Genomic DNA, 22,124 nt, shown 5'->3' with positions numbered 1-22,124 from the left:
CATTCGACCATGCCGCATACCTCCACGACTCCGCCCGCCCTGCAGGATGGCGACCTGCTCGCCGCCATCGACCTGGGTTCCAACAGTTTCCACATGGTCATCGCGCGTTACACGCTCGGGCAGTTGCGGGTGGTCGACCGCCTGCGCGAGACCGTGCGCATGGCCGACGGCCTGGATGGCAAGGGCGGCCTGTCCGCCGAGGCGCGCCAGCGCGCGCTGGAATGCCTGGCGCGGTTCGGCCAGCGCATCCGCGCGATCCCGCCGGCCCGCGTGCGCGCGCTGGCCACCAACACGGTGCGCCAGCTGCGTTCGCCGCATGCCTTCCTGATGCCGGCCGAGACCGCGCTCGGGCATGCCATCGAAGTGGTCAGCGGCCGCGAAGAGGCGCGCCTGATCTATCTCGGCGTTGCCCATGCACAGCCGCCCAAGCCGGACCAGCGCCGGCTGGTGATCGACATCGGCGGTGGCTCGACCGAGTTCATCATCGGCCAGGGCATGCAGACCCTGGAGCGGGAAAGCCTGCAGGCCGGCTGCATCGCCAGCACCCGGCGCTTCTTCCCCGGCGGCAAGCTCAGCCGCAAGCGCTGGAAGGACGCGCTGACCGAGATCGGTGCGGAGTTCCAGCAGTTCGCCACCAAGTATCGTGCACTGGGCTGGCAGGAAGCGCTGGGCTCGTCGGGCACGCACAAGGCGATCAGCGAAATCTGCGCCACCATGAAACTGAGCAAGGGCGCGATCACCGCCGAGGCGCTGCCGCAACTGCGCGATGAGCTGCTCAAGGCCAAGCGCATCGAGGACATCAACCTGCCTGGCCTGTCGGCCGATCGCCGACCGATCATCGCCGGCGGCATTCTGGTGCTGGAAGCTGCCTTCCAGGCGCTGGGCCTGGAGAAGCTGCTGGTCAGCAAGGCGGCGATGCGCGAGGGCATCCTGTACGACATCCTCGGCCGCGCCAGCGAGAACGACCTGCGCGATGAATCGGTGGCCGCGCTGACCCTGCGCTATGGCATCGACACCGCCCAGGCCGACCGGGTCGAGCGCACCGCGATGAACCTGCTCGGCCAGGTCGAGGACAGCTGGAAGCTGGACCCCGACGATGCGCGCATGCTCGGCTGGGCCGCGCGCCTGCACGAGCTGGGCCTGATGATCGCGCACAGCGGCTATCACGTGCATGGCAGCTACGTGCTGGAGAACTCGGACATCGCCGGCTTCTCGCGGCAGGAACAGCAACTGCTGGCCGCGCTGGTGCGCAGCCATCGTCGCAACATCTCCAAGTCGGCCTTCGATGCCCTGCCCGAACGCCTGCTGCAGCCGGCACGCCGCATGACCGCCCTGCTGCGGCTGGCGGTGCTGCTCAACCGCGCCCATGAAGACACGCCGATGCCGGCACTGGAACTGACCGCCGACGACAGCCGGCTGTCGCTGATCCTGCCCCAGGCCTTCATCGATGCCCGTCCGCTGCTGCGTGCGGACCTGATCGGGGAAGCCGAGGGCATGGCCGGACTGGGTGTGCAGTTCCGGCCGTTCGTGGCCTGACCTGGCCTGACACGCGACCGGTCGGGTCGCGTAACGCTTCAGTCGTGCCCCCGCCCCGGCATGCCGGGGACGGGCGGCGGTGACCTGCGTGGCCGACATCGTCCGGACCCCGTTACGCCGTGCTGACCGACGACAACGCGCGTTGTCTATTTGCGTGTCCCGCACGCACCGGGAATGGCCAACTTCGCGCCAGACCCATGCTGCATAGCAGCAACTTGTTACATTCAGACACAAACCGGTACATGACGGCGTTTGGGCGCTTTCTGTAACTCGTTGCTTCTCCTCATCTTTTTGTGAAAGTGATATGAAATTGTGAAAATTGTTTCACTTTCGCTTTACAGAGCCTTAACTACCGGGACTATGATCGGGATACCGGCCATTCATGGGTCGGATTTTGGGAAGGCGGGAACTTGGGCCCGTCGTCTCCTTTTGATGCAGTTCCGAACGAGAGAGAGAGAGAGCTTTATGACTTCACGCATCAACGTGCTGGGGCAGGCCATCCGCCTGGCCCTGGTCGGCGGTGTCGCCGGCCTCGCCGCGACCCCGGCCATGGCGCAGGACAGCGCGCCGACCAACCTGGACCGCATCGAGATCACCGGGTCGCGCATCCGCCAGGTCGACGTCGAAACCGCCCAGCCGGTGTTGGCGCTGACCCGCATGGACATCGAACGCCAGGGCTTCAGCTCGGTATCGGACATCCTGCAGAACGTCACCGCGATGGGCAGCCCGACGATCAGCCGTGCCAACGTGCTGACCGCCGGTGAAAACGCCGGCGGCACCTACGTCGACATGCGCGGCCTGGGTACCCAGCGCACGCTGGTGCTGGTCAACGGCAAGCGCCTGGGCATCAGCACCTCCGGCTACCAGGATCTGTCGGTCCTGCCGGTGTCGGCGATCGAGCGCATCGAGATCCTGAAGGACGGCGCGTCGGCCATCTACGGCTCCGATGCCATGGCCGGTGTGGTCAACATCATCACCCGCAGCAACGTCAACGGCGTGACCGCCAACGTCTACCACGGCCAGTACAGCGAAGGCGACGGCGCACGCGACCGCTTCGACGTGGTTGCCGGCTGGTCCAACGACCGCTTCTCGACCACCTTCGCCGCCGAGCATTCGGAAGAAAAGGCCGTGTGGGCGCGCGACCGTGGCTTCAGCGAATACAGCAACACCGACCGCCATCCGACCGAAGGCTGGACCACCACCAGCCAGTGGGGCCAGTTCACCGGCGTCAGGGGTCCGGGCTGCACCGCGACCGCGGGCTGCGGTTACTCGCTCAACCGTGGCACCGACCCGACCAAGCCGGGCAACTACCACCTGACCGACCCGGCCGCGTTCACCGGCGACACCAGCAACACCAACGAACAGATGCACCTGAGCTATCCGATCAAGCGTGATTCGGTGTTCTTCTCCGGCCAGGCCAACATCACCGACAACGTCCGCTTCAAGACCGAACTCGGTTACAACAAGCGCGAGTCGACCCGCGTCACCGCCGGCTACCCGCTGTCCTCCAGCACGCTGGGCAAGACCGCTGCCGCCGGCAACATGGCCATCGACAGCTACTTCAACCCCTTCGGCAACAAGAACGGCTACGCCACCCCGACCTCGGTGGCCTGGAACCGTCGTACCTGGGAAATGCCGCGCGAAAGCACCAGCGAGCTGAAGACCTACCGCGCGGTCGCCTCGTTCGAAGGTTCGTTCGACCTGGGTGAGCGTTACTTCGATTGGGAAGTGGGCTACCAGTACAGCAAGAACGAGCTGACCCAGCACACCACCGGCAACCTGCACAAGCAGCGCGTCATCGATGCGGTGGGCCCGTCCTACCTCAACACCGCGACCGGCAAGGTCGAGTGCGGCAGCGCAGCCGCACCGAAGGCCAACTGCATGGTGTGGAACCCGCTGGTGCCGTACGGCGTCCAGAACCCGTACGGCCTGGACGGCAACCAGGCGCTGCAGGACTGGCTGTTCCCGGCCGAAGACGCCACCGGCCAGACCTCGACCAAGAACTGGTTCGCCAACCTCAGCGGCAGCGCGTTCACCCTGCCCGCCGGTGACCTGGGCTTCGCCTTCGGCCTGGAAAACCGCGAAGAAAATGGCGAGTTCATTCCCGATGCCCTGGCCCAGACCGGCGCGACCACCAACCTGGCCGCTGGCCCGACCGGTGGCTCGTACAAGGTCAAGGAAGCGTACCTGGAGTTGAACGTGCCGGTGCTGGCCGACCTGCCGGGTGCCAAGGAGCTGAGCTTCAGCGCCGCTACCCGTTACTCGGACTACAACACCTTCGGCGACACCCTCAACAGCAAGTTCGGCTTCAAGTGGCGCCCGCTGGACCAGCTGCTGGTCCGTGGCACCTGGGCCGAAGGCTTCCGCGCCCCGACCATCAATGACCTGTACGGCGGCGGTTCGGAAACCTTCGCCACCTTCAGCGATCCGTGCGACAGCGTCTACGGCTCGGCCAAGACCAACGCCGGCGTGCGTGCACGTTGCGCGCAGGACATCGCCAACGTCGCCACGTTCCGCCAGCTGGACAGCACCAACAAGCCGACCTCCGGTTCGAGTGCGGCCACCCCGGTGGCGTTCACCTCCGGCTCGAACCCGCAGCTGCTGCCGGAAACCTCGACCAGCAAGACGCTGGGCGTGGTGTGGAGCCCCACCTTCATCAGCAACTTCAATGTGTCGCTGGACTGGTGGAAGATCCGCATCGACAACACGATCGTGTCCGACAGCCCGAACCAGATCCTGATCGACTGCTACGAGCAGAACATCGAGTCGCGTTGCGCGCGCTTCTCGCGTGATCCGGTCACCGGCATCGTCACCGGCCTGAAGTTCGGCAACCGCAACGCCGGTTTCGCCGAGACCGAAGGCTATGACATGGACCTCAGCTACCGCCTGGATACCGATTACGGCAAGCTGAGCACCTCCTGGACGACCACCTACGTCAGCTCGAACATCTACCGTTCGTCCAACGACACGGCGACCGTGCCGACCACCATCAACGGCATCGCCGCCAACACCGGCATCGGCTTCCGCGTGCGCTCCAATGCGACCGTGGGCTGGGACCTGGAGAACTTCGGCGTCAGCTGGAGCGCGCGTTACTATTCCAGCGTCAAGGAACAGTGCCTGAGCCTGCCGAACCATCCGGACGAGTGCTCCGATCCGGGCGTGTACGCTCCGTGGTACAAGGGCGCGCGCAACTACAACGAGCGTGGTTCGGTGACCTTCCACGACGTGCAGGTGCGTTACAAGCTGCCGTGGAACGCGACCGTCTCGGTCGGTGCCAACAACGTGTTCAACCGCCTCGGCCCGGTGATGTACACCAAGCCGAACTCGGTGTACTCGTACTACGGCGGTTTCGACATCGGCCGCTTCGTGTACATGCAGTACAAGCAGCAGTTCTGATCGCTGCCAGGTAACACCGCACCACCCAACCACGGCCCTTCGGGGCCGTGGTTTTTTTTGTTCTCCCGTCATTGCAGGCGCGGCGGCTGCTGGCCGCCAGAGACGTTCCCGCCGGCTTGCGCACGCCCCGTCCGCAGGGGCGTGCGCAAGCCGGCGCGCGTCATCGGCCGGTCATGCCCATGTCATGTCCACTACATCGCCCGGGCCCAGCATGCCCCCATACCGGAGGGCCCGCCATGCGCTATGCCATCGTCACCGAAACGTACCCCCCCGAGGTCAACGGCGTCGCGCTGACCGTGCAGGGACTGGAGCAGGGACTGCGCGCGGCCGGCCACCAGGTCGACCTGGTGCGTCCACGCCAGGCCGGCGACGGCACCGACCCGGATGGCGGCACCGTGCTGGTCCAGGGCGCCGGCCTGCCCCGCTACCCCGGGTTGCGGTTCGGCCTGCCCGCGCCGAAGCGACTGGCCCGGCAGTGGCAGCAGCAACGTCCCGATGCGATCTACATCGCCACCGAAGGCCCGCTGGGCTGGTCGGCGCTGCGCACCGCGCGTCGGCTCGGCATCCCGGTCGCCACCGGTTTCCACACCCGGTTCGACGAGTACCTGCCCGATTACGGCGTGGCCTGGCTGCAGGCGGCTGCGTTGCGCTGGATGCGCCGCTTCCACAACCAGGCCGATGCGACGCTGGTGCCCACCCAGGAGCTGCAGCAGTTTCTCGGCGAACAGGGCTTCGACCGCGTGCGGTTGCTGGCCCGTGCCGTGGACAGCAGCCAGTTCGACCCGCAACGACGCGATCCGGCATTGCGTGAGGAATGGGGGATCGACGGCAACGGCTTCGCGGCGATCTACGTCGGCCGCATCGCCCCGGAAAAGAACCTCGCACTGGCGGTGAAGGCGTTTCGCCGGCTGCAGCAGATCCGGCCCAAGGCCCGCTTCGTCTGGGTGGGCGATGGCCCCTCGCGCGAGAAACTGGCGCATGAAAATCCCGACTTCATCTTCTGCGGTGTGCAGCGGGGCGATGCCCTCGCCCGCCACTTCGCCAGTGGCGACCTGTTCCTGTTCCCCAGCCGCAGCGAGACCTTCGGCAACGTCACCCTGGAAGCAATGGCCAGCGGCGTGGCCACGGTCGCCTTCGACTATGGTGCGGCGCGCGAGCACCTGCGCACCGATGAGACCGGCATCGCCGTGAATGACGACGCTGAATTCCTCGCCGCCGCGCTGCAACTGGCCGGCGACGATGTACTGCGCGCCCGCTTGGGACGCAATGCTGCCAGCGCGATGAAGCGGCTGCACCCGCAGCAGGTGGTGGCCGAGTTCGATGCACTGCTGGCCGAACTGGCCCAGGCCCGGAGGCCGCATGCCGACCACGCCGCTTGACGCCCTGCGCGGGCGCGAGACCCGCTGGTGCCGCCGCGCCAACCACTACTGTCGGCGCCGCCGCGTCCGCCAGGGGTTTGCCGCGATCAGCCGGCTCGGTGATGGCGTGTTCTGGTATGCGCTGATGGCTGCGCTGATCCTCGTCGACGGCGTCGAGGGCCTGCGCGCGTCCCTGCACATGGCCGCCACCGGCCTGATGGCGCTGCTGCTGTACAAGGGCCTCAAGCGCTGGACCCGACGTCCCCGCCCGTATGCCGCCGATCTGCGCATCCGCGCCTGGGTGGCGCCATTGGACGAGTTCAGCTTCCCCTCCGGGCACACCCTGCACGCGGTGTCCTTCACCATCGTCGCCCTCGCCTATTACCCGTGGCTGGCACCGCTGCTGGTGCCGTTCACGGCCGCCATCGGTGTGTCGCGGGTGGTGCTGGGGCTGCATTACCCCAGCGATGTACTGGCAGCCACGGCGATTGCGACCGCCCTGGCCGGGGCAAGCCTGCGCTGGCTGCCGTTGCCGATGTGAGGCCGCTGCGGGGGCTGCGGGCTGGGCGGCGCTCCCCTTTTCCGCGACGTGCATGCAACCGGCTGTGGGCAACCCGTTTTACAATGCGCGCATGACCACGCTGTTCATTTCAGATCTGCACCTGGACCCGAGCCGTCCAGCCATTACCGAACTGTTCCTGGCGTTCCTGCGCGATGAAGCGATGCAGGCCGATGCCCTGTACATCCTCGGCGACCTGTTCGAAGCCTGGATCGGCGATGACACGCCCTCCGCCGCGGCCGATGCCGTCGCCGATGCGCTGCACGCCGTCGCCGATGCCGGCGTGCCGGTCTACTTCATCCGGGGCAATCGCGACTTCCTGGTCGGCGAGGACTATGCACGTCGCGCCGGCTTCCGCATCCTGCCCGATCCCAGCGTGATCGACCTGTACGGCCGAGCGGTGCTGCTGCAGCACGGCGACCTGATGTGCACCGACGATGTGGCCTACCAGCAGTTCCGCGCGCAGACCCGTGATCCGGTCTTCCAGGCGCAGTTCCTGTCCCAGCCGCTGGCCGCGCGCATCGCCTTCGCGCAGAAGGCGCGCGACGCCAGCCAGGCACGCCAGTCGGAGATGAAGCAGGACGATCGCGCCAGCTTTGAAACCGTCACCGACGTGGCGCCCGCTGAAGTGGACGCGACCTTCGTGCGCCACGGTGTGGACACCATGATCCACGGCCATACCCACCGCCCGGCCATCCACACCGTGCGGGCCGGCGGCAACGACTGCACCCGCATCGTACTGGGCGACTGGTACGAGCAGGGCTCGGTGCTGCGCGTCACCCCGCAGGGCTGGACGCTGGATACGCTGGCGCGCTGAGCGCAGCGCAGGAGTGAAGATGACATCGATCCGCCCGCGCCTGCGCGCCCTGCCTGGCCGTGCGGGCAGCGGGATTTCTGCAGCCCTGGGCATCGCCGTCCTGTTGCTGGTGTCCGCCTGCCAGACGCGCCCCACGCCCCCTGCCGTCGGCACGCCCGACGCACCGGACATGGCCGAATCGCTGGCACCGGATGCGAGCTCGCCGGTGATCGGCCAGGGCCGCCACCGTGTCCAGTTCCTGCTGCGCGACACGATCACCCAGGAACCCGCGGCGCATCGGCCGTTCGCGCTGTCGCACGCGGACGTCGATCTGCCGTTCGTGACCGAGGAGAAGGACGTCTATCAAGGCATCACCGATGCCCAGGGACGCACGCCGGTGATCGCGCTGGAGCGCGCCGCGCCCGCGCACGGATGGATGCTGCTGGAACGCTTCGGCAGTGGACCGTTTGGCGAGCGCATGCGCGTGGTTGGCGCGGGCGGCACCCGCGAGTTCCCCGGGGTGGCTTACGAAGTAGTGGTGTGCAGCAGCGTGCCGCAGTTGTATCGCGGAGTCACCAATGCAATGGGGGACACCGCCTACTTCGCCAGTGCCGGGCAGGCCACGCTGCATGTCTCCGTGATGGCCTACGACGGCAGCGACGCCCAGGCCTTGAAGGCGGCGATCGCACCCGCCGCCGATGACGCCCAGCGTGCGCGGCACCAATGCGCGGCGCTGCCTGACGACGCCGACTGAGATCCGCCGTCCCGCGGCATGTGCATCCGCGACCGCCAGAGGCAGTCGCGGATGCGCCGACCCTCAACGGAACGCGGCGACCGTTGCCTTGGTATTGACCAGCACGCGCTGGTTGTCGGCACTGGACGCAATGCCCATCGGTACGCCGTTGTAGCTGATGTTCGGGTTGGACCAGAAGTTCAGCCGCGGGCAACCCGCCGTGCAGTCGTAGGCCATGATCGTGCGCCAGCGCGCGCCGCTGGCCGGCTCATAGCGATAGCCGTGACCATAGGCGTAGGGCGAGGTGCTCGAGTCGGTGGCGATATCGTGCCGCGCGCTCTGCAGGTGGCCGATTTCATGCGCGAAGGAGTAATACCCGGTGGCGCAGTCCCAATGCACGGCCGCGAACGCGGTGGCCGCGGTCGACCCGATGCTGGAGGCGAGTCCGCACGAGCTGGCGTTGTTGATCACCAGCACGGCCACGTCGGCACGGGTGTTGTTGCGGCTGGTGTGGATGCTGTCCATGACCCCGTCGGTGGTGCTGCGGAAGCGCGACAGGTCGGTGGAGAAGCTGCTCGACTCGGCGTAGCTGGTGGTCTCGTAGCCGGCCAGCTCCAGGGTGATGCCGACATTGCTGTTGATGTAGCCCTGGTTGGATTCGGCCACGGCCAGTTGCACCAGCGACTGCATGTTGCCGCCGTAGGCCGCCACCGCGCCATTGGTCGCCACCACCAGCACACGGATGGTGGCCGGCGTGCCCGACGAGGCCGCTGCGATACCCACGCGGTCGCTCACCGGCATGGCAACCTGCGGCAGGCTGTTGTAATCGGCCGGATGGTCGGCCGGCATGCGCGTTTCATCCACTTCCACCAGCACGTGCCGACCATCGCTGAGCGGGCGCAGGCGATACAACTGGCCATCCTTGCGGATCGAGCCGGTGATGGTATTGCCGGCACGGACCAGGATCACCGAGTTGGCCGGGTCCGATGCACTGGCCTGGCGGTCCAGTTTGGCGCTGCGCGACTGGATCTGGCCGTACCAGATGCTGCCGCCGTCGGGCAGCGCCTGCACACGCTGCTGCACCGCCTGCACCTGCGTGCCGAGCAGTTCGAACTCCAGCTGGCGCTGGCCGGCCGTGACCGCCGCGGCATCCACGCGCACTTCCTGCACCGCGGCGGTGGAGGCGGCCGACAGCACCGCCTGCGCGGCAGGCTGGTTGGCGGCCCCGGCACGGCTGAGCACCGTGACCGGTTCAAACAGCGGGGCGGCGCTGGCAGCGCCCGCCGCCATCATGCACAACGTAATCACACCTGCGGCCTTGCTCATCGATCTGGACATCGTGTCGCCTCTCTTTGAGTGGAATACGGGGTGGTGGTGCTCGCCCATATGGCGCCAACTGATCGCGTGAATTCAATAGACCTGGGCGATCAACATTCCGAACTGTGACCGCCGACCGGCCGGTTCAGCGACGTCGCGTCCGCGTCGTTTTCGCGCTACCGTGGCCCTGCATCCCAGGGACCCAGCGCCATGGCAGGACAGCCCACTCCGGCAACGAGGGCGGCGACGGTGTCGCTGCAGATCGGCCTGTTCTTCGACGGCACCCGCAACAATGCCGACAACCTGCTGCACGCCTCGCGCCCGCCGCGCAGCACCACGCCCACGCCGCGCCCGCCGGCGCCGCTGGTCGCCGATGACGCCTCGCCCTACCAGAGCCGCCTGACCAGCAGCTACAGCAACGGCCTGACCAACATCGCGCGGCTGCACGCGCTGTATCCCGACGATCGCGCACAACCCGCAAACGGCGCGGCCCTGTCCCTGGCGATCTACATCGAAGGCACCGGCACCCGCACCGGTGAGGACGACGACCTGATGGGACTGGCCTTCGGCATCGGGCGTACCGGGGTGCTCGCCAAGATGCGCCGCGCGTTGGATACGTGCCTGCCCGACGCGCTGCGGGCCCTGGCGCGTGCCCATCCGCACCGGGTACTGGGCACGGTGCACATCGACCTGTTCGGTTTTTCGCGCGGTGCGGCGTCCGCTCGTGCTGCGCTCAACCGGTTCAACCGCAGCGACGGACGCCGCTGGCTGGAGGAACAACTGCACCGCACCGGCTGGCAGCTGGGCAGTGACGCGGCGGTCCCGGTGCGCCCGGTGCGCTTCATCGGCCTGTTCGACACGGTGGTGGCGATCAATCCGCAGCAGGGTGATGAACTGCCGGATGTCGCCCTGCCTGCCGGTTGCGCCGACAAGGTGGTGCAGCTGGTCGCGCGCGACGAGCATCGCCAGCATTTCCCGTTGACCACGGTCGCGCCGGCGCATGAAGAGATCGCCCTGCCCGGCGCGCACGCCAATATCGGCGGCGGCTACGACCAGCGCATCGAGGGCCCCAAACTGTTGACCCGGCCGCTTGGCCAGCGCCTGCGTGGGCACGGGTTGGCCGACACCGCCGTGCCACCGCTGGCGTTGCTGCGCGACACCGACGTCTACCGTCAGGCGAAGGCGGCGTGCGCAGCCTGGCAGGCGGAGCTTGGCCTGGGCGACGACGGGGTCTGGGTGGATGTCTGGCACCGTTGGCAGTCGCAGCGCGTGGCTGGCAGCGACAGCGTACTGCCGCAGTGGGTGCTGTTCGCGTATGCGGCGGTGGTGCTGAAACGGGAGATCGATGGGCGCTACCAGTGGATACCCCTGCGCCTGATGCAGCAGCGTGCCGACGCGACGGGGGTGCGCTGGCGCAGTCCGGTGGATGCCGTGCCCGAGCTGGCCCTGCCCGCGCCGCTGTTGCCGATTGCCGCACGCCTGCTGTCCGGCCAGTCGCTGGACGCCGCGCAGGCGCTGTTGCTGCGGCAGCGGTACCTGATGCAGTCGGCGCACTGGAACTTCGACGCGCTAGGCGACACCGCCCTGCTCTACGCCGCCGATGAAGCAACCCGCGAACTGCCCTACCGCCCCGGACCGGGTCTGTTCTACATCAACCGCCCCACCGAGGATGGCAAGCGCGTGGTGTTGCCCAACGTGTGATGCGCCCGCATGGTGGCGGTTCATCGCGTCGGACGGGAGAGCAGCCACGCATGGCGTGGCTCTACGCGCCTCCCCGTAGAGCCACCCCATGGGTGGCTTCGCGCGATGCCCGAACGAAGAGCAGCCACGCATGGCGTGGCGGTACGCACATCCCCGTAGAGCCACCCCATGGGTGGCTTCGCGGTGCCCGAACGAAGAGCAGCCACGCATGGCGCGGCGCTACGCGCCTCCCCGTAGAGCCACCCCATGGGTGGCTTCGCGATGCCCGAACGAAGAGCAGCCACGCATGGTGTGGCTCTACGCGCATCCCCGTAGAGCCACCCCATGGGTGGCTGCACGCGATGCCGGAACGAAGAGCAGCCACGCATGGCGTGGCTCTACGCGCATCCCGGTAGAGCCACCCCATGGGTGGCTGCACGCGATACCCGAACGAAGAGCAGCCACGCATGGCGTGGCTCTACGCGCCTCCCGGTAGAGCCACCCCATGGGTGGCTTCGCGATGCCCGAACGAAGAGCAGCCACGCATGGTGTGGCTCTACGCGCATCCCCGTAGAGCCACCCCATGGGTGGCTGCACGCGATGCCGGAACGAAGAGCAGCCACGCATGGCGTGGCTCTACGCGCATCCCGGTAGAGCCACCCCATGGGTGGCTGCACGCGATACCCGAACGAAGAGCAGCCACGCGTGGCGTGGCTTTACCGTGCGGGGCCGCTGGTGCGGCCGGCCTGCTCGATCAGGTCGGCGAGTTCTTCCTCGTCGAAGCCGGCCAGCAGCCGGGCTTCCAGGTTGAAGGGGCCGTACAGGAAACCGCCGGCGTACTCCTTCAACAAGGCGATGAAGCGCGCGCGCGGTTCTACTCCGGCGCGGTTGCAGTACCAGTGGTACCAGCGCGAACCGGCAGCCACGTGCGCCACTTCTTCGCGCAGGATGATCTCCAGCACATCGGCGGTGGCGTGGTCGTTGGCCGAGCGCAGCTTGGTGATCATGCCGGGGGTGACATCCAGCCCACGCGCTTCCAGCACGCGCGGCACCAGCGCCATCCGTGCAAGCCCATCGTGCGCGGTCTTCTCGCACATTTCCCACAGGCCGTTGTGCGCGTCGAAATCGCCGTAGTCGAACCCCAGCGCCTGCAGCCGGCCATGCAGCAGCATGAAGTGACGCGACTCGTCATCGGCCACGCTCACCCAGTCGGCATGGAACGATCCGGGCAACCCGCGGAAGCGGTACACCGCATCCCAGGCCAGGTCGATTGCGTTGAGTTCGATATGCGCGATGGCATGGATGAAGGCGGCGCGCCCTTCAATGCTGCCCAGGCCACGCTTGGGCAGATCACGCGGATGCACCAGCGTCGGCCGATCCGGACGCCCCGGCATCCGGATCGGCGCTGGCGCCGGGGCGTCGGCGCGGGCCTTGAGCTGACCGGCGCGGAACTGCGCGGCGTAGGCCTGGGTCAGGGCGACCTTGTGCAGCGGATCGGCCGCGGCCAGGCAATGCTGCGCGGCACGCAGCAGGTCACCGGCCGCCTCCAGCGGCAACTGCTCGGCCATTCCCCCGCCCTCAGGCGCGGCGCTTGTGCTTGGCGTCATCCGAGCGCAGCTGCTGGATGCGCTCGAAGTAGCCCGGCTCGATACCGGTCGGGTAGATGCCGTTGAAGCACGACGAATCGAAGGCCTTCAGCTCCGGGTTGCCTTCGCGCACCGCCGCTTCCATGTCTTCGATGTCCTGGTAGATCAGCCAGTCGCAGCCCAGGTGCTTTTCGATTTCTTCGATGCTGCGGTTGTGCGCCACCAGTTCCTCGGCGGCCGGCATGTCGATGCCGTAGATGTTGGGGTAACGCACCGGCGGCGCGGCGCTGGCCAGGTAGACCTTGCGGGCGCCGGCATCGCGTGCCATCTGCACGATCTGCTGGCTGGTGGTGCCGCGCACGATCGAGTCGTCCACCAGCAGCACCACGCGGTTGCGGAACTCCAGGTGGATCGGGTTGAGCTTGCGGCGCACCGACTTCACCCGCTCGCCCTGGCCCGGCATGATGAAGGTGCGGCCGATGTAGCGGTTCTTGATGAAGCCTTCGCGGTACTTCACCCCGAGCGTATTGGAGATCTCCAGCGCGGCATCGCGCGAGGTGTCCGGGATCGGGATGATGGTGTCGATGTCGTGGTCCGGGCGCAGGCGCAGGATCTTCTCGCCCAGCTTGATGCCCATGCGCATGCGCGCCTTGTGCACCGACACGTTGTCGATCATCGAATCGGGACGGGCGAAGTACACGTACTCGAAGATGCACGGGCTGTGTTCGACCGGCTCGGCGCAGACTTCGGAGAACAGCTCGCCGCGCGCGGTGATCACCAGCGCTTCGCCCGGGCGCACGTCGCGCACGCGCTGGAAGCCGAGCACGTCGAGCGCGGCCGATTCGGAGGCCACGATGTATTCGTCGCCTTCGGCGTGGGCACGCTTGCCCAGCACCAGCGGACGGATGCCATGCGGATCGCGGAAGGCGACCAGCCCCAGGCCCAGCACCACGCTGATCACCGCATAGCCGCCCTTGACCCGGCGGTGCACGGCGGCCACGGCGCGGATCGCCGCTTCCGGGGTCAGCTGGCGCTGCGCGTCCAGTTCGAAGGCGAACACGTTCAGCAGCACTTCGCTGTCCGAGTCGGTATTGACGTTGCGGCGGTCCTGCTCGAACACCTGCTGACGCAGGCTTTCGGTGTTGATCAGGTTGCCGTTGTGGGCCAGCGCGATGCCGTACGGCGAATTGACGTAGAACGGCTGCGCCTCGTCCATGCCTTCGGAGCCGGCGGTCGGGTAACGCACGTGGGCAATGCCGACGCGGCCTTCCAGGGTGGACATGCGCTTGGCATCGAATACATCGCGGACCAGCCCGTTGGCCTTCTGCACGCGCAGTCGGGTGCCATCGGCGGTGGCGATGCCGGCCGCGTCCTGGCCACGATGCTGGAGGACGGTCAGGCCGTCATACAACTGCCCGGCGACGTTCTGATTGCCGACGATTCCGACGATGCCACACATGGTGCGAATCTCCGCTGGGCTGCGCCCATTTACTGTGAAGGTGGCCGTGCCTGGCCGGGGGACCCTTTCCGTGCCGGATCGGGTTGGTCCGGGCGCACGAGCGCCGGATCGGTGTTCTGGGGGGAACCGGGCGTAGCGCTTTGCGCCCATACGTCAGCCGGGTCGCCCGCCGGTTGCGGGGTTTCATCGACGGGTCGCGGCCATCCACGCCCCCCCAGCAGTCCGCCAAGCACGCCATTATCGCCTGTCAGCCCCGGCTTGCCCAACTCCGCACCGGGCAGTTGCGCCATGTTCACCTCCGGCAGCGCCATCGGCAGGCCCTGCAGCCCCGGCATGCCGTCCAGGCTGGGCATCTGCGGCATGTCGGGCATGCGCGGCATCTTGGCCTGCATCCAGCCGACGCCGGGTTGCAGCATGGCGCGCAGGTTGGAGTTGCGCCAGGTGGCTTCGCGGGTCAGCGGGGTATAGGAGGCCATCAAGAGCAGGGCGCAGCTGATCAGCCCGCCGCGGGCCAGGCCCAGCCCACCGCCCATCAGGCGGTCGGCGCTGTTCATGCTGGTCGAACGCACCGCCTGGCGGATCACCAGGCCGATGCCCCACACCGACACCATCACCAGCAGGAATACGGTGAGATAGCCGGCGAAATAGTGCCCGGTGCCCGGTGCGGCCGGCGCCGACCACCAGCCGGCGGCGGACTTGCCGAACATCAGCGCGGCCCAGCCGCCGAGCAGCCAGGAAAAGGTGCTGATGACGATGCTGACGAAACCGCGCATGACCCCCAGCAAGGTGGAGATGCCGATCACCGCCAACAGGACGAAATCGATCATGCGCGTCCTCCGTTGCAGGACGGTCCGGCCTCACGGCGCGGGCGCATGGCGGGCATCAGGGGTGCGGCCGGACCATGCCGGCCACGCCGACCTTGGACGCAACCTGGGCCTTGAGGTTCTCCGCCTCGGCTCGATTGGCGACCGGGCCGACGCGCACGCGGTTGAGCGTGCCCTTGTCGGTGCGTACCTGTTCCACGAATGCGCTGAAACCGGCGGCGCGGACCTTGTCGCGCAATGCGTTGGCCTCCGACGCTTGGCCGAAGGCACCCAGCTGCACGGCGAAGCCGACGCTGCTGGCGGCCGGTGCAGCCGGTGCGGTGACGGCGGCGGCCGCCTCGGGCTTGGGTTCCGGCTTGGCCGGGGCCGGCTTGGGTTCGGGCTTGGGCGCCGGCTTGGCGGCTGCCACCGGCTCAGGCGGCAGCGATTCGGTCTTCACGGTGGCCGAGGCCGGCGCGGCGGCGGCGCTGGAGGCCGCAGGCGACGCTGCAGCGGGCGTCGGCGTCGGCGTCGGTGCCGCGGCTGGCGCTGCGGCGACGGCAGTGTCGGCACGCGCGTCCAGGGTGACCACTTCGGCCTTGACGTCGTTGCGCACCTTCACCGCCTGCAGGCGGGCGGCTTCGGCCTGCGCACGATCGGCATACGGGCCCACGCGCACGCGCCAGGCCTGGCGACCGTTGATGGTGGCCGCCTCGCTGAACCCGGGCAGCTGCGACTTCTTCAGGTAGGCGATCACCGCATCGGCGTCGGCCTGGCTGCCGTAGGCGCCGAAACTGACGGCGAAGTTGCCGGCGGCGACGGCCGGCGAGGTGTCCGTCGCGGCCGGAGCGGCAGCGGCCGCGTTGTCCTGCAGCGGCTGGGTGCTGGAGGCACCGAGCAGGCCGGTGGCACCGCCGGTGGGTGCGACCAGCGGCAACTCGCGGGTTTCGAACTGGCCATCCGACGGCGCGGCAGGCGCACTGATCGGCACGCTGGCCACGCCACTGTCAGGCGCAGGGCCCTTGACCAGCATGGGCAGGAAGATCACAGCCAAGGCCACCAGAACGATGGCACCAATCAGTCGCTGTTTCAGAGGAGTATCCACGGAAGGCAGGCAGGGGCGGCGCGGCGGAATGCCACGGCGATTATACGGGTGTCCGCGTGAGCGGCGTCTGTTGCGGCTGAACGGCCGCAGCGCGGTGGCGGGCGCGGGTCAGCGCGCAGCGTCCAGCCATTGCAGCGCCTGTGCCGCGGTGTGGAACGAACCGAACACCAGCACGCGGTCGCCCGCGGCGGCGTCGGCCACGGCGGCGTCCAGCGCATCGGCCACGGTGGCGTGGCGGCGCGCGCTTGCGGCTACGGTCTCCTGCAGCCGCGCCTGCAGCGCCTGCGCGCTCTGTGCGCGGGCGCCATCGAGGCCGGCCAGGTGCCAGGCCTCGACCTGCCCGCCCAGTGCCTCGACCACGCCAACGGCGTCCTTGTCCTGCAACGCGGCAAACACGGCCACGGTACGGCCGGACACCGGCGCGGCCTTCAACGCGCTCGCCAGCTCGCGCGCAGCCTGTGGGTTGTGGCCGACATCGACCAGCACTTCCACGCCGTCGCGATCAACCCCCTGCAGCCGGCCGCGGATGCGCGCGGCGGCCACGCCCTCGGCGATCGCCGTGCGCGGCAGCGGCATGTCCAGCGCGCGCAGCGCGGCAATCGCCGAGGCGGCATTGCGCAGCTGGATCGGGCCGCGCAGCGCCGGGGTCGGCAGCTCGATGCGGAAGCCGACATCACGCCAGCGCCATGTCTGCGCATCGATCACGTCGACGAAGAAATCGCTGCCACCGCGGATCGCGTTGGCACCCAGCAGATACGCGCGCGCCAGCACGCTGGACGGCGGATCGGTTTCACCCAGGATCACCGGCTTCCAGCCGCGGATGATGCCGGCCTTCTCCACGCCGATGGTTTCGCGATCCTCGCCCAGCCAGTCGCTGTGATCGATATCCACGGTGGTGATCACCGCGACATCGGCATCGACGATGTTCACCGCGTCCAGGCGGCCGCCCAGGCCGACTTCCAGCACGGCAAGGTCCAGGCCGGCATCGCCGAACAGCTTGAGTGCCGCCAGCGTGCCGTACTCGAAATAGGTCAGCGTGGTGCTGCCACGCGCGGCTTCGATCGCCTGGAATGCCGCGGTCAGCGCTTCGTCGGACACGTCCTGGCCATCAATGCGCACGCGTTCGTTGTAGCGCAGCAGGTGCGGGGAGGTATAGGCGCCGACCTTGCGGCCGGCCGCACGCGCGATCGCCTCGATGAAGGCCACGGTGGACCCCTTGCCATTGGTACCGCCAACCACGATGGTGTGCGCGCCCGGCTGCCCCAGTCCCATCGCCTGCGCCACGCTGCGGACGCGGTCCAGGCCCATGTCGATGGTGGCCGGATGCTGCTGCTCGATGTAGGCGAGCCAGTCGGTGAGGGTCTGCGGGGCGGCGGTGGTCATGGGCGTTGGATCAGTGGGTCAAGGAATTACAGCGCGCGGTGCTTGGCTTCGCCGAAGAACGGCGTGTGGTGGGCGCAATCGTTCAGGCGCACCACTTCCAGCTGGTCCAGGTCGGCGCCTTCGAGCAGGTTCAACGTGGTCGGGGCCTGGCGGAAGGTCCACAGCCGCGACAGCGGCAGGCCGAGGATGCGGCACAGGATCACGCGGTTGACCGCGTCATGGGCGACCACCAGCAGGGTGTCGTGCTCGCCGAGGCCTTCGGCCGCACGGGCCAGGCCGCGCCAGCTGCGCTCCAGCACCAGCCGCAGCGATTCGCCGCCGGGCATCAGCACGGTGTCCGGCTCGTTGCGCCAGGCCTGCAGGCGCGACGGATCCTTTTCGTGGATTTCGCTGGCGAGCAGGCCTTCCCACTCGCCGTGGGCGATTTCCTGCAGGTCCGGTTCGGTCAGCAGCATCGGCGCGCGCTCGGCGCCGAGGGCCAGCTGTGCGGTGCGCTGCGCACGCGACAGCGGCGAGGCCACCGCGCGGGTGATGTCGACCGACTTCAGGCGCTCCCCGAGGGCCTGCGCCTGGGCTTCGCCGATCGGCGACAACGGGATATCGATCTGGCCCTGGTAGCGGCCTTCGGCATTCCACGGTGTTTCACCGTGGCGGGCAAGCAGGATGCGCATGCGTACTGGGAGTCCTTGGGGGAGGAATGCGGTCGCAATCGTTCACAAGATGTGAATGATCGAGGAGACACGCATGATACCCCGTGCCCTGCCCGGCTGCCGCCGTTACGAGCATCGGTCTGCGAGGGGTTGAGCGGCGCTTGCCCGCGCGCCGCGTCGCGTGGTCGGCGGCCCGCGGTCGGCACCAGGCAACGAAAAACCCCGCTGTTTTCGCAGCGGGGTCTGGAGGGGCTTACTTGGCCAGGTTCAGCTCTTTCAGCAGCTGCGGCGCCGGCGCCACTTCCTGCATGATCCACTGCATGTAACGGCTGTCGACCGCGATCATGCGGGTCATCACCGGGTCGAATACCCAGTTGGAACTGACCGATTCCCAGTTGCCATCGAAGGCCAGGCCGACCAGCTTGCCGTGCGCATCGAGCACCGGCGAGCCGGAGTTGCCACCGGTGATGTCCAGGTTGGACAGGAAGTTCACCGGCACCGACCCGATCCGCTTGTCTTCCAGGCCACCGTAACGCTTGGCCTTGACCGCATCGAGCAGCGCCTTGGGCGAGTCGAACGGATCGACGCCGGTTTCCTTGGCGGCCACGCCTTCCAGCGTGGTGAACGGGGTGTAGGCCACGCCGTCCTTCGGGGTGTACCCCATCACGTTGCCGAAGGTGATGCGCAGCGACAGGTTGGCGTCGGGATAGACGAACTCGCCCTTGCTCTTCTTGTAGTCCGCCAGGGCCTGCAGGTACAGCGGGCGCGAGACCAGCGACTCGCCTTCGCGGGTCTTCTTCTGCTCTTCCTGCTTGAGCAGCGCCGGCATCATCGCCACCGCGTACTGGATGGCCGGATCGGTGCTGGCTTCGAAGGCGGCACGGTCGGCCTTGAACCACTTCAGGCGTTCGTCCAGGCTGCCCAGCTGCGTGCTGGCCAGCTTGCCGACCAGGCCATCGACGGCGACCTTGTCGCTGCCCGCCAGCCACTGGTTGAGCACTTCGTTCTTGCGCTGCGCAGCCGGCAGCGCCGCGTACTGGTTGAGCCAGTACGCCTGCAGCTGCTGGTCCATGCGCGCGACGTAGCGGCGGTCCATCTGCTTCAGCCCGCCTTCGATCGAGGGCAGGTCGCGCTCCTGGTAACCGGCTTCGCGTTCTGCGTCCGCCTTGGCCCGTTCGATCGACAGGCGGTACAGGTTGAGCGCCGCGCCCAGCACGGCGGTGTTGTTGAACTGGCTCACGATCAGGTCGCGGTCGCGCGTGGCGCGGCCTTCTTCCAGGTGCTTGATCAACTGCGCGTGCGCGGCCAGCGCCGGCTTGCCGGCCGCGCCCTGCTGCTTCAGCCACGCCAGCACGGCCGCTTCCTCGGTCTGCTTCTGGCCGGCCGCGTCGATGCGCTTGAAGCCGTCCAGCTGGCCCTGGTAGTTCTTGGCGGTGTTGTTCAGGCCGGCCATGGTGGCGGCGTACTTCACCTTGATGTCCGCATCCTGCTGGCCGGCCTTGCCGATCAGGTCGATCACCGCGTTGTAGTGGCGCGCGATGGTCGGATAGGTCCAGCTGGCGGTCTCGTTGAACTCGCCAGCCAACGCATAGCGGTTGGTGCGGCCCGGGTAACCGGCCACCATCACGAAGTCGTCGGCACCCAGCGGCATGTCGGCGAATGTCAGGAAGTGCCTGGGCTGGTAGGGCACGTTGTCGGCCGAGAACGCGGCCGGCTTGCCGTCCTTGCCCACGTAGGCGCGATAGAACGAGAAATCGCCGGTGTGGCGCGGCCACATCCAGTTGTCGATGTCGCCACCGAACTTGCCCACGCTGCCCGGAGGCGCGTAAACCAAGCGCACATCCTTGATTTCGATGTTGCGGAACAGGCGATAGGTGTTGCCGCCGGAGAAGCTGAACAGACGGCAGCGGAACCCGGCATCGGCTTCGCACGCCGCGGTCTGCGCCTTGTCGAACGCATCCAGCGCGCGGGTACGGGCCAGCGGATTCTTGCCGGCAGCGGCGATCGCGGCCTTGGCCTGCGCGGTCACATCGGTGATCTGGTCGAGCACGTACACGCGCGCGTTCGGCCCGGCGCTCAGCTCATCCTTCAGGGTCGGCGCATTGAAGCCGTCCTTGATCAGGTTCTTTTCGGCGGTCGAGTTCAGCTGGATCGCGCCGTAGGCGCAATGGTGGTTGGTCACCACCAGGCCCTGCGGCGACACGAAGCTGGCAGTACAACCGCCCAACGCCACCACCGCGCCCATCGGGTCACCGGTCAGGTTGGAGATCTGCTCCGGCGACAGCTTCAACCCCGCCTGCTTGAGCGGACCGGCGATTTCCGGCAGCTGCTGCGGCACCCACATGCCTTCAGCGGCCTGGGCGACCTGGACCAGCCCAAGGCTGGCGACGACGGAGAAAGCGAGCAGGTTCGAGCGCATTGAGCAGCCCCTTGCAAAGAGAACCGCCGATTCTAGCCCGCCCCCTGCCCCGGGCCGAACCCCGGAAGTCATGGGAAGTGTGACCGACGCCGATCATTGCCGCGCCGTGCGCGGCCAGCCGGGCATGGCCCGGCTCTACCTTCTCCCCCCAGTGGCATTCCGCCACGCGCAGCCATGTGTCCGGAGGTGCCGGGCAGGCCGGTGCAGGACCGTGTATTGCCATGGATGGCAATACCGAGCCCCCAAGGATGGGTTCACGGCGTGTCCTGCACCGGCCTGCCCGGCACCTCCCACGCCAGAAGGAGGCGCCGCCGCTCTCCCCACACCACCCGCAACGCAACATGGGAAAACCGCCATCGGCTCTATAATCCGCGTTTTCCCCCTGACGAGTTCCACCGAGATGGCGCAGCAAACGATGAAGGCCCTGGTCAAGCGTGAAGCCGCCAAGGGCATCTGGCTGGAAGACGTGCCGGTTCCCACCCCGGGCCCGAACGAAGTCCTGATCAAGCTGGAAAAGACCGCCATCTGCGGTACCGACCTGCATATCTACCTGTGGGACGAATGGAGCCAGCGCACCATCAAGCCCGGCCTCACCATCGGCCACGAATTCGTCGGCCGCATCGCCGAAATCGGCCCCGGCGTCACCGGCTATGAAATCGGCCAGCGCGTCTCGGCCGAAGGCCACATCGTCTGCGGCCACTGCCGCAACTGCCGTGGCGGCCGCCCGCACCTGTGCCCCAACACCGTCGGCATCGGCGTCAACGTCAACGGCGCCTTCGCCGAATACATGGTCATGCCGGCCAGCAACCTGTGGCCCATCCCCGACCAGATCCCCTCCGAACTGGCCGCCTTCTTCGACCCGTACGGCAACGCCGCGCACTGCGCGCTGGAGTTCAATGTCATCGGGGAAGACGTGCTCATCACCGGCGCCGGCCCCATCGGCATCATCGCCGCCGGCATCTGCAAGCACATCGGCGCGCGCAACGTGGTGGTCACCGACGTCAACGATTTCCGCCTCAAGCTGGCCGCCGACATGGGCGCCACCCGCGTGGTCAACGTCTCCAACACCTCGCTCAAGGACGTCATGAAGGACCTGCACATGGAGGGCTTCGACGTGGGCCTGGAAATGAGCGGCAACCCGCGCGCCTTCAACGACATGCTCGACTGCATGTACCACGGCGGCAAGATCGCCATGCTCGGCATCATGCCCAAGGGCGCCGGCTGCGACTGGGACAAGATCATCTTCAAGGGCCTGACCGTGCAGGGCATCTACGGCCGCAAGATGTACGAGACCTGGTACAAGATGACCCAGCTGGTGCTGTCCGGTTTCCCGCTCGGCAAGGT

The 22,124-nt window shown here is 67.8% G+C and carries 16 protein-coding genes; 8 read left to right on the top strand and 8 right to left on the bottom strand.

The features are described 5' to 3' along the window. Positions 1-9 precede the first annotated feature (9 nt). The 6 genes from ppx (at position 10) to RTO53_RS10410 (ending at position 8,399) form a co-directional block, all read left to right on the top strand. Positions 10-1,536: an exopolyphosphatase gene (ppx, locus tag RTO53_RS10435; RefSeq protein WP_312237721.1), complete on the top strand. Its 1,527-nt coding sequence runs from the start codon at positions 10-12 to the stop codon at positions 1,534-1,536. Positions 1,537-2,001: 465 nt separating this feature from the next. Then, a complete protein-coding gene (locus tag RTO53_RS10430; protein ID WP_312237720.1) occupies positions 2,002-4,932 on the top strand; it encodes a TonB-dependent receptor in 2,931 nt (976 codons plus the stop codon). A 236-nt stretch (positions 4,933-5,168) separates the two neighbouring features. Next, positions 5,169-6,311: a glycosyltransferase family 1 protein gene (locus RTO53_RS10425; protein WP_312237719.1), complete on the top strand. Its 1,143-nt coding sequence runs from the start codon at positions 5,169-5,171 to the stop codon at positions 6,309-6,311. Beyond that, the gene (locus RTO53_RS10420; protein WP_312237718.1) at positions 6,292-6,831 is read left to right on the top strand and encodes a phosphatase PAP2 family protein; all 540 of its coding nucleotides are present in this window, start codon (positions 6,292-6,294) and stop codon (positions 6,829-6,831) included. Before RTO53_RS10425 ends, RTO53_RS10420 begins: the two co-directional genes overlap by 20 nt. A gap of 91 nt (positions 6,832-6,922) precedes the next feature. Beyond that, a complete protein-coding gene (lpxH, locus tag RTO53_RS10415; protein ID WP_312237717.1) occupies positions 6,923-7,666 on the top strand; it encodes a UDP-2,3-diacylglucosamine diphosphatase in 744 nt (247 codons plus the stop codon). A 19-nt stretch (positions 7,667-7,685) separates the two neighbouring features. Next, positions 7,686-8,399, top strand: coding sequence for a hypothetical protein (locus RTO53_RS10410; protein ID WP_312237716.1), 714 nt, complete (start codon positions 7,686-7,688; stop codon positions 8,397-8,399). Between the two features lie 63 nt (positions 8,400-8,462). Here the strand turns inward: RTO53_RS10410 and RTO53_RS10405 are convergent, their stop codons facing one another. Then, the gene (locus tag RTO53_RS10405; RefSeq protein ID WP_312237715.1) at positions 8,463-9,716 is read right to left on the bottom strand and encodes a zinc-dependent metalloprotease; all 1,254 of its coding nucleotides are present in this window, start codon (positions 9,714-9,716) and stop codon (positions 8,463-8,465) included. Between the two features lie 189 nt (positions 9,717-9,905). On the opposite strand from RTO53_RS10405, the gene RTO53_RS10400 reads away from it, so the two are divergent. After that, on the top strand, positions 9,906-11,396 hold the full coding sequence (locus RTO53_RS10400; protein ID WP_312237714.1) for a DUF2235 domain-containing protein: 1,491 nt from the start codon (positions 9,906-9,908) through the stop codon (positions 11,394-11,396). A gap of 695 nt (positions 11,397-12,091) precedes the next feature. Here the strand turns inward: RTO53_RS10400 and RTO53_RS10395 are convergent. From RTO53_RS10395 to RTO53_RS10365, 7 genes are all read right to left on the bottom strand, one after another. Beyond that, entirely contained in the window at positions 12,092-12,943 is an 852-nt protein-coding gene (locus RTO53_RS10395) for a ferritin-like domain-containing protein (RefSeq protein ID WP_312237713.1), read from the bottom strand. 10 nt (positions 12,944-12,953) lie between these two features. Continuing rightward, positions 12,954-14,420 (bottom strand): amidophosphoribosyltransferase, encoded by a 1,467-nt coding sequence (gene purF, locus RTO53_RS10390; RefSeq protein WP_256776257.1) that lies wholly within the window; start codon positions 14,418-14,420, stop codon positions 12,954-12,956. 29 nt (positions 14,421-14,449) lie between these two features. Further along, positions 14,450-15,247, bottom strand: coding sequence for a CvpA family protein (locus RTO53_RS10385; RefSeq protein WP_312237712.1), 798 nt, complete (start codon positions 15,245-15,247; stop codon positions 14,450-14,452). A 55-nt stretch (positions 15,248-15,302) separates the two neighbouring features. Continuing rightward, entirely contained in the window at positions 15,303-16,328 is a 1,026-nt protein-coding gene (locus RTO53_RS10380) for an SPOR domain-containing protein (protein WP_312237711.1), read from the bottom strand. Between the two features lie 108 nt (positions 16,329-16,436). Beyond that, positions 16,437-17,711 (bottom strand): bifunctional tetrahydrofolate synthase/dihydrofolate synthase, encoded by a 1,275-nt coding sequence (gene folC, locus RTO53_RS10375; protein ID WP_312237710.1) that lies wholly within the window; start codon positions 17,709-17,711, stop codon positions 16,437-16,439. Between the two features lie 26 nt (positions 17,712-17,737). Continuing rightward, complete coding sequence (locus tag RTO53_RS10370; RefSeq protein WP_312237709.1) at positions 17,738-18,382, bottom strand: histidine phosphatase family protein; 645 nt, start codon at positions 18,380-18,382, stop codon at positions 17,738-17,740. A gap of 232 nt (positions 18,383-18,614) precedes the next feature. Continuing rightward, positions 18,615-20,780 (bottom strand): S46 family peptidase, encoded by a 2,166-nt coding sequence (locus tag RTO53_RS10365; RefSeq protein WP_312237708.1) that lies wholly within the window; start codon positions 20,778-20,780, stop codon positions 18,615-18,617. Between the two features lie 415 nt (positions 20,781-21,195). On the opposite strand from RTO53_RS10365, the gene tdh reads away from it, so the two are divergent. Next, positions 21,196-22,124 (top strand): L-threonine 3-dehydrogenase (gene tdh, locus RTO53_RS10360; protein ID WP_312237725.1); only part of this gene is annotated, 929 nt, incomplete at its 3' end.

Origin of the sequence: Stenotrophomonas sp. (assembly GCF_031995405.1) — a bacterium.
GTDB lineage: Bacteria > Pseudomonadota > Gammaproteobacteria > Xanthomonadales > Xanthomonadaceae > Stenotrophomonas.
The sequence above is the reverse complement of the archived record's forward strand: the minus strand, read 5'-3'. Positions and strand labels throughout refer to the sequence as shown.